Source organism: Clostridium fessum, from assembly GCF_027698965.1.
GTDB lineage: Bacteria > Bacillota > Clostridia > Lachnospirales > Lachnospiraceae > Otoolea > Otoolea fessa.
On the sequence record NZ_JAQEQF010000011.1, the window covers coordinates 1 to 13504 of the forward strand.

The 13504-nt window shown below is 49.8% G+C and carries 11 protein-coding genes; 10 read left to right on the forward strand and 1 reads right to left on the reverse strand.

The window, feature by feature from the left end:
• Window positions 1-173 precede the first annotated feature (173 nt).
• Window positions 174-803 carry an RNA polymerase sporulation sigma factor SigK gene (gene sigK, locus PG862_RS12725; protein WP_022358454.1) on the forward strand — a complete coding sequence of 210 codons (630 nt, stop codon included), beginning with the start codon at window positions 174-176 and terminating at the stop codon, window positions 801-803.
• 199 nt (window positions 804-1002) lie between these two features.
• On the opposite strand, the gene galE is transcribed toward sigK, so the two are convergent.
• Window positions 1003-2028, reverse strand: a complete 1026-nt coding sequence (gene galE, locus PG862_RS12730; RefSeq protein ID WP_118570440.1) for a UDP-glucose 4-epimerase GalE — start codon at window positions 2026-2028, stop codon at window positions 1003-1005.
• Window positions 2029-2315: 287 nt separating this feature from the next.
• Between galE and PG862_RS12735 the strand changes: the two genes are divergently transcribed.
• The 9 genes from PG862_RS12735 to PG862_RS12775 all read left to right on the forward strand — a co-directional run bounded on the left by PG862_RS12735 (window position 2316) and on the right by PG862_RS12775 (window position 13452).
• Window positions 2316-3938: a putative DNA modification/repair radical SAM protein gene (locus PG862_RS12735; RefSeq protein ID WP_118742610.1), complete on the forward strand. Its 1623-nt coding sequence runs from the start codon at window positions 2316-2318 to the stop codon at window positions 3936-3938.
• 20 nt (window positions 3939-3958) lie between these two features.
• Complete coding sequence (locus tag PG862_RS12740) at window positions 3959-4756, forward strand: TIGR03915 family putative DNA repair protein (protein ID WP_107000433.1); 798 nt, start codon at window positions 3959-3961, stop codon at window positions 4754-4756.
• 329 nt (window positions 4757-5085) lie between these two features.
• Window positions 5086-5379, forward strand: a complete 294-nt coding sequence (locus PG862_RS12745; protein WP_107000077.1) for a hypothetical protein — start codon at window positions 5086-5088, stop codon at window positions 5377-5379.
• Window positions 5380-5562: 183 nt separating this feature from the next.
• Window positions 5563-5955 (forward strand): GntR family transcriptional regulator, encoded by a 393-nt coding sequence (locus PG862_RS12750; RefSeq protein WP_107000076.1) that lies wholly within the window; start codon window positions 5563-5565, stop codon window positions 5953-5955.
• Window positions 5942-6841, forward strand: coding sequence for an ABC transporter ATP-binding protein (locus tag PG862_RS12755; RefSeq protein ID WP_117795722.1), 900 nt, complete (start codon window positions 5942-5944; stop codon window positions 6839-6841). The genes PG862_RS12750 and PG862_RS12755 overlap by 14 nt, the downstream gene beginning before the upstream one ends.
• Window positions 6816-9233, forward strand: coding sequence for a DUF6449 domain-containing protein (locus PG862_RS12760; protein ID WP_270707637.1), 2418 nt, complete (start codon window positions 6816-6818; stop codon window positions 9231-9233). The genes PG862_RS12755 and PG862_RS12760 overlap by 26 nt, the downstream gene beginning before the upstream one ends.
• A gap of 249 nt (window positions 9234-9482) precedes the next feature.
• Window positions 9483-10058: a zinc ribbon domain-containing protein gene (locus PG862_RS12765; RefSeq protein ID WP_243031952.1), complete on the forward strand. Its 576-nt coding sequence runs from the start codon at window positions 9483-9485 to the stop codon at window positions 10056-10058.
• A 3-nt stretch (window positions 10059-10061) separates the two neighbouring features.
• Window positions 10062-10568 carry a COG2426 family protein gene (locus PG862_RS12770; protein ID WP_022358562.1) on the forward strand — a complete coding sequence of 169 codons (507 nt, stop codon included), beginning with the start codon at window positions 10062-10064 and terminating at the stop codon, window positions 10566-10568.
• A gap of 211 nt (window positions 10569-10779) precedes the next feature.
• Complete coding sequence (locus PG862_RS12775; protein ID WP_270707638.1) at window positions 10780-13452, forward strand: heavy metal translocating P-type ATPase; 2673 nt, start codon at window positions 10780-10782, stop codon at window positions 13450-13452.
• The last annotated feature ends 52 nt before the right edge of the window (window positions 13453-13504 follow it).

The window sequence follows — 13504 nt, forward strand, 5'->3', positions numbered from 1 at the left end:
ATTTCAGATGCTCTGGTAACTTAGTTACCGAGTAGTTCACACGCAGCGGATTTATAACCGGCTGAATGGTATGATTTTTAGCGCCCTTTCTAAAATCGGAAAAGCAAGTGGTGCACTGGAAAAGCCACCGAAGCATAAACTATCAGTAAGTAAGCTTCAGGGTGGCTTTTTCTTTGCATACATTTCCAAAGCCTTTGACACCTGGAGAGGAACGGTCCTGTCTGGAACGCATGAAAGAGGGAGACCATGAGGCACGCAATACTCTGATAGAGCGAAATTTACGGCTGGTGGCGCATGTGACCAGAAAATATCAGGGTACAGATTATGAAATGGAAGATCTCCTGTCGATCGGCACCATCGGGCTCATTAAAGCGGTCAATACGTTTCATCCGGAGCGTGGATCGCGGTTGGCGACATATGCGGCGAAATGTATCGAGAATGAGATTCTGATGACCTTCCGTGCTGGTAAAAAATATGCAAAGGATATCTCGTTATATGACCCGATCGGGGTAGATAAAGACGGAGAAACCGTCAGCCGGATGGATGTGCTGGAGGCAGAAGGAAAAGAAGTTCTGGAAACCATTATTTTAAAGCAGGAAATTGAACAGCTTTACCGCGCCTATGAAGCGTGTTTAAAAGAAACAGAGAAAATCGTCTTACGCAGCCGGTACGGGCTGTTTGGCGGAAAGGAACAGACGCAGCGGGAGATTGCCGCCAGACTTGGGATTTCGCGTTCTTATGTAAGCCGGATCGAGAAGCGGGCGCTGGAAAAAATGCGGCGGGGATTTGCGGAACACAAATAAAGAACAGAAAAAGCGGCTGGCAGATGTTAGGATGGACATCTGTCAGCCGCTTTTGTCATGTAATAGGAAATTTCCTGGAATTCCCTATCACACAAAAAGGCACTAACGTGCCAATGATGCGCACTCGCGCGAAGCAGAAACATGTCGCAAGCGACCGCGCACGGCGCGAGAATGTGCCAAGCACATTCTTTTTCATCTCTTAGTCCTCAGAGTCCCGATATCCGTTCGGGTTCATCGACTGCCATTTCCAGGAGTCAGCGCACATCTCCTCAATGCCGTACTGAGCTTCCCAGCCGAGTTCATTTTTCGCTTTGGTAGCATCGGAGTAGCAGGTTGCGATATCGCCGGCGCGGCGTGGCTTGATTTCATAAGGAATTGTTTTGCCGCAGGCTTTTTCGTAAGCCTTGACAACATCGAGTACGCTGTAGCCTTTGCCGGTGCCGAGGTTGTAGATATATACGTCTGGCTTATCGTTAAATTTTTGGAGTGCTTTTACATGACCGACTGCAAGGTCAACTACGTGGATGTAATCGCGCACACCGGTTCCGTCCGGAGTCGGGTAATCATTGCCGAAGACACCGAGGCATTTCAGCTTGCCGACAGCAACCTGTGCGATATAAGGAACCAGGTTGTTCGGGATTCCCTTCGGATCCTCGCCGATCAGACCGCTCTTGTGTGCACCGATTGGGTTGAAGTAGCGGAGCAGAACGACATTCCATTCCGGATCTGCCACGTGCAGGTCAGTTAAAATCTGCTCAAGCATTCCCTTTGTCTGACCGTAAGGGTTTGTGATTTTGCCTTTCGGGCATTCTTCGGTGATCGGGACGAATGCCGGATCTCCGTATACGGTAGCGGAGGAACTGAAAATGATTTTCTTGACGCCATGATTGCGCATTACGTCGCAGAGAATCAGGGTTCCGGTGATATTGTTGTGGTAATATTCCAGTGGCTTCGCAACAGATTCTCCGACTGCCTTTAAGCCTGCAAAATGAATGACCGAATCGATGGATTCTTTCTCAAAAATCTCATTGACTGCCTCGCGATCCAGCATATCTGCCTTGTAAAAGGTTACATGCTTGCCGGTGATTTTCTCCACGCGGCGCAGCGCTTCCTCACTGGCATTGTAAAGGTTGTCCATGACAACGACCTCATATCCGGCGTTTAAAAGTTCGATGCAGGTATGACTGCCGATGTAACCGGCGCCTCCAGTAACTAAAATAGCCATTGTAAACTCCTCCTTCATCCTACCTATAAGAATAATTTATTCTAAACCTTCAATCTTTCTTTATTATAAACGTGGCTTGCGAGGAAAACAATCGGAAATACTGTCATGTGTTATCGAAATTATATTTTAAGAGGAAGTTTAACAACGCTTTGCGTAGATTGGAAAGACTCGGATACAGTGTGCGTGATGATAGAATGTGCGTTCGAAAAACAGCTTGCATTTAAAAAGAGGGTGTGATATGATAAATACAGAACTGATGTTCGAGAAACGGGAGGAGGCAGAATCTCATGCTGATACAGGAAAATCTTTCAATCGAAGAAAAGTTAAGAATTTTATCGGATGCGGCGAAGTATGACGCCGCCTGCACATCCAGCGGCGTGGGTAGAAAGGGAAAGGAAGGCTTTCTTGGAAATAGCCGGGTGGACGGCATCTGCCACAGTTTTGCCTCGGATGGGCGCTGTATCTCCCTGCTGAAAATTTTATTTACGAACCAGTGCATCTATGACTGTCATTACTGTGTCAACCGTCGGAGCAATGACACGGTCCGTACCTCCTTTACGCCGGAGGAGGTCTGCCGTCTGACGATGGAATTTTACCGGCGCAACTATATAGAAGGATTGTTTTTAAGTTCCGGTGTGCTGGAGACACCGGATCACACGATGGAACTGCTGTATCAGACCTTGTACCGCCTTCGGCGCGTCCATCGATTTAACGGTTACATCCATGTGAAAGCAATTCCGGGGGCAGATCCGGAGCTGATTGAGAGAGTGGGCTTTCTGGCGGACCGGATGAGTGTGAATCTGGAGCTTCCGACGGCTGATGGTCTGGCGCGCCTGGCACCGGGAAAGACGCGGGACAAGATACTGCGCCCGATGCGCCAGATCCAGACTGGGATCGCGAGACAGCTGGAGCAGGAAGGGCGTCTGGAGAGCAGAGGGGCATGGCTTCCGCAGAAAGAGCGCGGAGAAATTCAGATTCCGGGAGACGGGAGAAATGGAATTGGTGGTAAAGCGATAGGAAAAGGGGAAAGGGAATGTCTGCAGGCTGACAAGGGAATTCTGAGTCCGAATCAGACAGAGACAAAGATGGATTGGGGGCGGAATGGAGACAAGGTAAAAGGATTTATGAGGTCGAAAGAGCCGGGGAAAATGGATGAAAGGGTTGGAAGGACACATACACCGGAGATCCCCCGTGTCATCCCAGGACGATCGATCTATGGCAGTTTCGGACTGGGAAATATCTCAAACCGCAAGAATTATTTCGTCCCCGGCGGTCAGAGCACACAGCTCATTGTCGGGGCGACTCCGGAGAGTGATTATCAGATGGTTGCGGTCGCGGAAGCGCTGTATCGGAATTTTGGATTAAAGAGGGTCTTTTATTCGGCGTTTATCAAGGTGAATGAGGACAGCCTGCTTCCGGATCTTCCGGACGGACCGCCGCTTCTGCGGGAACACCGTCTGTACCAGGCGGACTGGCTGATGCGCTACTACGGCTTCCGGGCATCGGAACTTCTGAGTGAAAAGCACCCTAATTTTAATGTGTTTCTGGATCCGAAGTGCGACTGGGCGCTGCAGAATCTGGGTGAGTTTCCGGTGGAGATAAACCGGGCACCGTATGAGACACTTCTGCGTGTTCCGGGCATCGGGGTAAAGTCTGCGATGCGGATTGTCGCAGCGAGAAAACAGGTGGCGCTTCGGTTTGAAGATTTGAAGAAGATGGGAGTTGTGCTGAAGCGGGCAGTATACTTCATTACCTGTTCAGGGCGGATGATGTACCCGGTGCAGATCCATGAGGATGCGATCGCGGCACAGCTAATCAGTGAAGAGAAGCGGAAGCAGTGGCAGTTGTCACAGAGCGGGCTGTACCGCCAGATGTCGCTGTTTGATGATTTTCATATGGCGCAGGCATGAAGCAGACGGAGGAGAGAAAAATGGTTGTATTTGTATGCGAAGACAGTCCAGAAGGTATATTCACAGGAGTATATGATGCCTGGAACAGCCGCTTAGGGCATGAGAACGTGCGGCTGGAAGTACAGGGCGAATATAATTACAGCCTGTTTTCGGAGTACCGAGAGGTGGCGGTGGATCGGCTCAAGGCACAGAAAGTCGTGCGCTCGGTGCGTCGATCCCTGTCAGAACTGGCGTACAGCTGGATTTACCGCACGGCGCTGAGTGAGCGGGAGGATCGGGCAGAGGCGGTCTACCGCTTTCTGGTCTGTGGGTTTAGCGCAGGGGCAGCAGGGAGACGTATCACGGAAAATTTACAGATACCGGCGGTGCAGACAGTCTTTCAGATCAACCGTGCGGTTGCCAATGAAGCGCATTTGCAGACAGAATTTCTGCGGTTTGCAGAATATTCCGATCATGTACTATTTTCTGAGATTGGTCCGAAAAACCGGGTGACGGCATTGCTGATGCCGTATTTTACAGATCGCCTGCCCTCGGAACCATTTATTATCTATGATAAAAATCACCAGGAAGCGGGAGTCTGGACAGGAAAGGGGCGGTGGTATATGATGCGTGGGGCTGAGACAGAACCCCTGCAGGCGCTTTCCGGGAGAACCGATCAGAGCGAATATGCGGCGCTCTGGAGTGCATTTTTTCATCAGATAGGAATTAAGGAGCGGGAAAATCCAGCCTGTCAGCGGATGCATCTGCCGCTTCGCTACCGGAAATATATGACGGAATTTCAGTTCGGTTCCAACCGTTCAAATTTGGCTAAATTGTGAACAAATCGTAAACACAAAATCGAGAACCTTGTTCATAAAGAAACGAAAAAAGAATAAAAATAAGCCGGAAATCGAGAAAAAACAGCATTGAAACGAGAAAACTGCTGCATATATATTAAGATTTAAAGACCTTAAAAAATAATGTAAAGTCAACAGAAACAAGGACTTTTCTTACGAAAACTTTCGATTTTTGTAAGAAATACGGGATTTATTTAGTGAATGTTAATTATCTGTTCATATTTTGGACATAATTTGTTTTTATTATAGGTCACGTACCGATGAGGTACAAGAAAACATAAATCGTATGTTTTAAAGAGGAGAGAATAATTATGAGAAAGAATCTTACAAAAACAGCAGCAATCTTAGTTATGAGTGCAATGGTAGCAGCATCTGCTCTGACCGCTTGCGGCAGCAAAGCAGAGGAGACAACTGCAGCAGCAGAGGAGACTGTAGAGGCAGAAGAGACTGAGGCAGCTGAGGAGACCGAGGCTGAAACAGAAGAGACTGAGGAAGTTTCCGAGGAAGAGACCGAAGAGGCATCTGAGGAAGAGACTGAGGCAGCTGAGGAGACTGAGGCTGAAGCAGAAGAGACTGAGGCAGCTGAGGAGACACAGGCTCAGTAATCAATCTTTGATTGCAGAAGTTTGTTTCTATTCGGATATAACCGAAAAGGTTGTTAAGAAAATCGTAAGAGGGCAGTCGGTTGACAATCGGCTGCCCTTTTTGTATACTATAACTGTATTAAATGAACTAATACACTTATGATTTTTGATACAGGGCAGAATGGAGGAAAGGAGAATGTGAGCGTGATTCTGATTGATTATAAAGATCGACGACCTCTCTATGAGCAGATTGTTGAGAAGCTGTCGGATCTGATGGTCCGGGGGATTTTGGAGCAGGACAGTCAGCTTCCATCCGTGCGGAGTCTGGCAACGGAGCTGTCGATGAATCCGAATACGATCCAGCGGGCGTATGCAGAGCTGGAACGCCAGGGATATATTTATTCGGTTAAGGGCAGGGGCAGTTTTGTGGCGGATAACCGGCAGATTCGGGAGAGGAAGCGGCAGGAGATCTGGGATCAGCTGGAACTTCTGATCCGGGATGCAAAAGGAACCGGCATCACGATGCTGGAGTTCCAGGAGCAGGTCATCCAGAGCTATGGAAGTGAGGAAGGAGGAAACAGGAATGATAAAGGCTGAGAATCTGACGAAGCGTTTTTATGATACAGTGGCAGTCGATCATATCCATGCGGAGATTCACAATGGAAGTGTCTTTGGTCTGATCGGAACTAACGGCGCCGGAAAAAGTACCTTTTTGCGGATGGCAGCCGGTATTTTAAAGCCGGACGAAGGGAGCATTACGGTTGATGATGAGACAGTATTTGAGAATACAAAGGTAAAGGCACGATGCTTTTATATCCCGGATGAGCCGTATTTCTTAAGCAATGGAACGGCGGAAGACATGAAAGTATTTTATCAGGGGATTTATCCGAAGTTTGATGCAGCCCGGTTTGATAAACTGCTAAAGAATTTTGAACTGGAAAGCCGGCGGAAGGTGCAGACCTTTTCGAAGGGTATGAAAAAACAGCTCGCTGTGCTGCTGGGCATCTGCGCGGGAACCGATTATCTGTTCTGCGACGAGACGTTTGACGGGCTGGATCCGGTCATGCGGCAGACGGTCAAGAGTCTTTTTGCCAATGATATCGAGGAGCGGAACCTCACGCCGGTCATCGCCTCCCATAATCTGCGGGAGCTGGAAGATATCTGCGACCATGTAGGTCTGCTTCACAAGGGAGGAATGCTTCTCTCAAAGGATCTGGACGATATGAAGTTAAATATTCACAAGATTCAGTGTGTGCTTCCGGCGGGAGTGGGGAGCAGCGATTTGCAGGGAATCGATATTATAAAGACGGAACAGAGGGGAAGTCTCCTGACGCTTACTGTGCGCGGAAAACGGGAAGAGATTCAGACAATTTTACAGGCGTATCATCCGGTGTTTTTTGAAATGATACCGCTTTCCCTGGAAGAGATCTTTATCAGTGAAACGGAGGTGGCTGGTTATGACATCAAAAGGCTTGTTTTTTAAATATATGAGAGAAAATACGAAGCAGCGTCTCTGGAGCGTGGCGCTTACCGCACTTTTGTGCTTCTTTCTGTTTCCAGTCCTGACAGCGCTGGAAACCAGCATAATGCTGCGTCCGGATAACTTGTCTAAAGATCTGAGCGTCGAAGCGGCGTTAGCAGAAGCAAAATTAAAGCTGACCAATGAGATGCTGCATATGTATTCGATCCAGAATGCAATGCTGGTATTTATCCTGATTGTGGCGGCAGTGGTGTTGGCAGCGTCCGGTTTTTCGTATCTCCATTCGAAAAAGAAAACGGATTTTTTTCACAGCCTTCCGATCAGCCGTGAAATGCTTTATACTGTGACCTGCCTGGACGGTATCCTGTATCTGGCAGTCCCGTATTTGGTATTTCTGCTGGCGGCAGGAGTGATGTTGCAGGTAAAGGGCGCACCATTTTCATGGGGAACCCTACTGATTGGGTATGTACAGCATATGTGCTTTTTTACACTGGTGTACATGACGGTTGTGCTGGCAGTGATTCTGACAGGCAATCTGATCGTGGGTTTACTTGGAACCGGCGTGCTTTTTAGCTGGGGACCGGGTGTGGCTGCAGTGGTATCGACGTATTTTTCCGAATACTTCATGACGTTTTATGACAATGGCAATTTCCTGCTGCGCTGGTGCGAGCGGACCTCACCGGTTTTCTGGTACGGCACGGCAACTGGTTCGGATCATCCCACCCGGATGGCAGTCATTGCATTGGCAGTGGCAGCCCTGCTCTTTGGTCTGGGAATGTTCCTGTACCGGAAACGCCCGTCTGAGGCGGCTGGAAGAGCGATGGCATTTAAGGTAAGTGAGCCGGTGATCCGTTTCCTTCTGGTTGTGCCGATCACGCTGTTTTCCGGAATGATTTTCCGGTCAATCCTGAATGATGATATCTGGACCGTGTTTGGCTTGATCTGCGGATTGCTCATCACCAGCTGCCTGATCGAAATTATCTATCATTTCGATTTTAAGAGCTTGTTTGCGCATAAGAGACAGCTTGCCATCAGTGCGGTGGCAGTGGCAGCCATTTTCTTAGGGTTCCGCCTGGATGTGGCAGGATATGACAGCTATCTGCCGGATGCTGACAAGGTTGCATACGCGGGTATTTACTGTGATGCGCTGGACAACAATGCGGCAGGGGCTTACCATGTGACTCCGAGAATGTATAGGGATGGCTACAGTGTTGGAATGGAATGGGCGTCCCAGGGAGATGTGGCAGATAAAATGCAGATCTCGGATGAGGATGGAATCCGTGTCCTGCGGGAAATTGGCGCGCAGGGCATCGAGACAGCTTCCAGACAGCGGAAGCATTTGAACGGCGGACAGGATTGGATGAGTGAGACGGATCTGGATTCACGCTATGATTCGATCGTGCTGTCCTGGCATCTGAACAATGGAAAAACCGTTTACCGTAATTACCGCACGATCAATGTAACGGAGCTGCGGGAACAGCTAGATTCCATTTATGAAAATCAGAGCTATAAACTGGGAATGTACCCGGTGCTGTCCCTACAGGCAGACGATGCCGCAGGCATCAATTACAAAGAGGAAGATGACTGCAGCCATGTGAAGCTTCCGGATGAGCAGACGAAGGCGGCGCTTCTTGCTGCATACCAGAAAGAGCTGATGGCTCTGACGCCGGATATGCGCCGGGAGGAGATGCCGATCGCGGAGATTCAGTTTAAGACAAATGAGATGCAGGCGATGATTGATGTGATTCGTAAAAATGGCGGCTATTATGACACATTTAACCAGTTTGATTATTACCCGATTTATCCGTCCTTCCAGGAGACGATCGCGATTCTGAAACAGTGTGGTACCGAGGTCGGCAGCAAGGTGACGCCGGAAAATACAGAAAAAATCGTGCTTCAGTATCAAGGCGGCAAGATTCCGGAGGATCAGCTGGCACCGGCAGATACAGAGCTTGGAAAACGCCAGCGGGAGTATCTTCAGAATAACAGCAGACGCGAGGTGACGATTACAGATCCGGAACAGATTGCAGAAATTCTTGCAAACTCCGCTTCGGATGATATGGTGCAGATCAATCAAATGGCGGAGGCATATCAGGGGATCAATATTGCAGTATATGTGTCCGGTACAGAGGACACAGGGGCAGTTTCAGAGGATGATTTGAGGGATTCGGTAAATTCAATGGAGGAAAATGAGATAGGCCAGACATATACGGTGGATGCCGGTCAGAATGCCCTGTATGATGGGGAATATGTGGCGGACTATGAAATGGATGAATCGGGTCAGTATGGCATCTACCAGCGCTCGTTCCGCTATGGCAAGGTTCCGGAGTTTGTGAAATCGACCTTCGGCCTGACACCGGAATTGATGCGGCTGAACCGGGTGTTTGCGTATTAAAAAAGCTGCCTGGAGTTGATTCAGGGATGCAAAAGATTGACTTTCTCCCCCGTAGGGGCTAAAATAAGGAGAAACGTAGCGGTTCAGCCGGTTTATGTATTTGATGCAAAAACCGGCTGAATCGTTATGAGAAAATATCAGATGCCTTGGTTTTGCATGAACCTGCCTTTGGATTTAGAACAGCGATGCGCTGTCCCATCAGGCAGAACAAAATTTGAGGCGTACATATCCCGCAGAGGAGGAAGAAATATGGCATTTTTCGATGAGCTTGGAAAGGTGATCAGCGATAAGAGCAAGGAAGCTGCGAACCGGGTAAAGGACATTACAGGCGTATTACAGCTGAAATCGAAGTTGTCCGCCGAGAAAGATAAGATTAATAAGGCATATATCACACTGGGAAAAGCATACTATGACAGACATGAGGGCGAGCTGGAAGGGAAATTTGCAGATGAGTTCCACACTATCCAGGCAGGGCTTGTGAAGATTGCGTCCCTGGAGGATGAGATTGCCGAGTTAGAGGGCACAAGAGTCTGCGCGGAGTGCGGCGCAAAGGTGGAGAAAAATGCGGCATTCTGCAGCCGGTGCGGTGCGCCGATGGATTCGACTACATCTGCAGATGTGCATGAGCCGGAAGAACCGGAGGAGATGCAGGAGACTATCTTTGAAGAGAAGGATGAAACTGCAGCAGGTAAGGCGGTTGACAACGCAGAAACAGAAGGCACGGCTGGCCCAGACGCGGATTCCGCGGATGCTTCGGACTCTGTTTCGGAGAACACCACCGATACTGCGGCACAGAATGAAAATAACAGCGGGGAGCAGGCATAATTTATGGATTCACTGGTACAATGGTTTACAGCTAATTTATCCGGAGTCATATCGAAGGAGGCAATTATCTTCATTATCTCGATGATTCCGATTCTGGAACTTCGAGGAGGGCTTCTGGCTGCGTCACCGGCACTCTTAAACGTGCCGATCCTGCGGGCGATCCCGATCTGTATCGTGGGAAATATCCTGCCGATCCCGTTTATCCTGCTTCTGATCCGCCATGTGCTGGAGTGGATGAAGAAGGTTCCGTGTTTCCGTGGTATTGCGCTGTGGCTGGAACGCAAAGCGATGAGCAAAAAAGGGCAGATCGAGAAATATGAGTTCTGGGGGCTGATGCTCTTTGTCGGCATCCCGCTTCCGGGAACCGGCGCATGGACAGGCGCGCTGGTGGCATCCCTGCTCCACATGAAATTTGGCAAGGCATTTGGCGCGATTTTAGTCGGTATCGCGCTGGCGACGGTGATTATGTCGATTCTGTCCTACGGCGTGCTGGGCGTGCTGTTTGGATGATGCGCAGATAAAAATGGAATAATGTCTATGCCCGCAAAAGGGCGGCATGGATGCGAATGTATAAAAGACTCTGTAAGGGGAAATTCTCCGGACAGAGTCTTTTTGCGTCCATTATTATTTTGTTGAGAAAAAGAGATCATAAATGAAATTGGGGTTGACATATACCCTATGGGGGTATATTATAAAGGCAGTTAAGAGATAGGAGGAGACCATGAAGCAATATACAGTAACCGGCATGAGCTGCGCGGCATGCAGCAGCCGGGTTGAAAAGGCAGTATCGAAAGTGCCGGGTGTCACGGCATGCTCGGTCAGTCTGCTGACAAATTCGATGGGCGTCGAGGGCGATGTGCCCCCGGAGACCGTGATTCATGCGGTGGAAGATGCCGGATATGGCGCATCCCTGAAAGGACAGGGCACTGCAGCGCAGGCGCAGAGCGCGTCGGAGGCAGAGGACGCCTTAAAAGATCGGGAGACGCCGGTCTTAAAACACCGTCTGATCGCATCGCTGGGATTCTTAGCAGTCCTTATGTATATGTCGATGGGACATATGATGTGGGGCTGGCCGCTGCCGCACTTTATGGATGGCAACCATGTGGCGATGGGACTTTTGCAGCTCCTTTTGGCCGGAATTATCATGGTGATTAACCAGAAATTCTTTATCAGCGGTTTCAAGGGACTTTTACACCGCGCCCCGAACATGGACACGTTGGTAGCACTTGGTTCCGGCGCGTCGTTTATCTACAGCACATATGCGTTGTTTGCGATGACGGACGCCCAGTTAAAGGGCAACGACACGGCAGTCATGTCCTACATGCATGAATTTTACTTTGAGTCGGCGGCAATGATTCTGGCGCTGATCACAGTCGGAAAAATGCTGGAGGCGCGTTCCAAGGGAAAAACGACGGATGCCTTAAAGGGACTGATGAAACTGGCACCGAAGACAGCTGTTATCATCCGGGATGGAGTGGAAACAAAGGTTCCGATTGACGAGGTAAAGAAGGGTAATGTATTTGTTGTACGCTCAGGTGAAAATATCCCGGTGGACGGTGTGGTCCTGGAAGGAACAAGCGCGGTCAACGAGGCAGCACTGACCGGCGAGAGTATTCCGGTGGATAAGGCACAGGGTGACCCGGTTTCGGCGGCAACGGTCAACCAGTCTGGTTATCTGCGCTGTGAGGCGACCAGAGTCGGTGAAGATACCTCCCTGTCGCAGATCATCCGCATGGTCAGCGACGCGGCGGCGACGAAAGCGCCGATCGCCAAGATTGCAGATCGGGTTTCCGGCGTGTTTGTCCCGGCGGTTATCACGATCGCAGTGGTGACAACGATTATCTGGCTGTTGGCAGGACAGACGTTTGGATTCGCACTGGCGCGAGGTATTTCCGTACTGGTTATCAGCTGCCCGTGTGCACTGGGACTGGCTACGCCGGTTGCGATTATGGTCGGCAACGGCATGGGCGCGAAAAACGGAATCTTGTTCAAGACAGCTGTTTCGCTGGAAGAAACCGGAAAAATGGACATTGTAGCGCTTGATAAGACGGGTACGATCACCAGCGGCGAGCCGCGTGTGACCGACGTCATCCCGTCTGGAGGTGTGACTGAGAAGGAGCTGGTAAGTCTGGCGCTTTCCCTGGAAAAGAAGAGTGAGCACCCATTGGCGAAAGCTGTTCTTCTCTATGCAAAAGAACAGCAGATTGATGCGCCGGAGGCGGCTGATTTCCAGGCGCTGCCGGGTAATGGACTTTCCGGTACGTTAGACGGCGCTTCACTGGCAGGCGGAAGTTTTTCCTATATCAGCGGACATACGACGGTGTCCGCACAGGAACAGGCATCCTTTGAGCGTCTGGCATCGGAAGGCAAGACGCCGCTGTGCTTTATGAAAAATGGTCGTCTGGCTGGTATGATTGCCGTGGCAGATGTCATCAAGGAAGACAGCCCGCAGGCGGTCAAGGAACTGCAGAACATGGGAATCCGTGTGGTTATGCTGACCGGAGATAATGAGCGGACCGCCCGTGCGATTGGGGCACAGGCTGGTGTGGATGAAGTCATTGCCGGAGTACTTCCGGATGGGAAAGAGAGTGTCATCCGCAGCCTGAAAGAACAGGGTAAGGTGGCAATGGTCGGTGATGGTATCAATGATGCCCCGGCGCTCACGCGTGCCGATATAGGTATCGCGATCGGAGCTGGTACAGATATCGCGATTGATGCCGCGGATGTGGTGTTGATGAAGAGCCGTTTGAGTGATGTTCCGGCGGCAATCCGTCTAAGCCGTGCGACGCTTCGAAATATTCACGAAAACCTGTTCTGGGCATTCTTTTACAATGTTGTGGGTATTCCACTTGCAGCCGGTTTGTGGTATCCTATCTTTGGATGGAAATTAAATCCGATGTTCGGCGCTGCAGCGATGAGCTTATCCAGCTTCTGCGTAGTGACGAACGCGCTGCGGCTGAATCTGTTTAAGATGCACGATGCATCGAAGGATCATCCGATGCGGAAGAGGGCTGAGAAGGCTGCTAATAAAGGCGGAGAAAAGGCAGAAAACGCAGGTGCAGTTAGGATGGGGGCAGAAGACACCCGGTCAATTGGGCAAACAGCAAATGGAAATGAAACTGTTTCAAAAGAAATGCAAAAAAGTGAGAATCAAAAAAATCATATAAATATGGAGGGAATAACGATGACAAAGACAATGAATATCGAAGGAATGATGTGTGGACACTGTGAGGCACGCGTAAAGAAGGCGTTGGAGGCACTGGCAGGCGTGGAGAGCGCAGAGGTCAGCCATGAGAAAGGAACCGCGGTCGTAAGCATGAGTGCGGATGTGGCGGACGATACGTTGAAAGAGGCGGTTGAGGCACAGGATTATAAGGTGGACTCGATTCAGTAGGATGAAAAAAGCTGCGAAATGGTGGAATTAATATGCCATTTCGCAGCATTTT

What these genes read in the sequence shown, in the direction of transcription:
- PG862_RS12765 (WP_243031952.1), top strand. Translation starts at nt 9,483, where the DNA reads ATGGCATTTTTCGATGAGCTTGGAAAGGTGATCAGCGATAAGAGCAAG.
- PG862_RS12760 (WP_270707637.1), top strand. Translation starts at nt 6,816, where the DNA reads ATGACATCAAAAGGCTTGTTTTTTAAATATATGAGAGAAAATACGAAG.
- PG862_RS12770 (WP_022358562.1), top strand. Translation starts at nt 10,062, where the DNA reads ATGGATTCACTGGTACAATGGTTTACAGCTAATTTATCCGGAGTCATA.
- PG862_RS12755 (WP_117795722.1), top strand. Translation starts at nt 5,942, where the DNA reads ATGATAAAGGCTGAGAATCTGACGAAGCGTTTTTATGATACAGTGGCA.
- PG862_RS12740 (WP_107000433.1), top strand. Translation starts at nt 3,959, where the DNA reads ATGGTTGTATTTGTATGCGAAGACAGTCCAGAAGGTATATTCACAGGA.
- PG862_RS12775 (WP_270707638.1), top strand. Translation starts at nt 10,780, where the DNA reads ATGAAGCAATATACAGTAACCGGCATGAGCTGCGCGGCATGCAGCAGC.
- galE (WP_118570440.1), bottom strand. Translation starts at nt 2,028, where the DNA reads ATGGCTATTTTAGTTACTGGAGGCGCCGGTTACATCGGCAGTCATACC.
- PG862_RS12745 (WP_107000077.1), top strand. Translation starts at nt 5,086, where the DNA reads ATGAGAAAGAATCTTACAAAAACAGCAGCAATCTTAGTTATGAGTGCA.
- PG862_RS12735 (WP_118742610.1), top strand. Translation starts at nt 2,316, where the DNA reads ATGCTGATACAGGAAAATCTTTCAATCGAAGAAAAGTTAAGAATTTTA.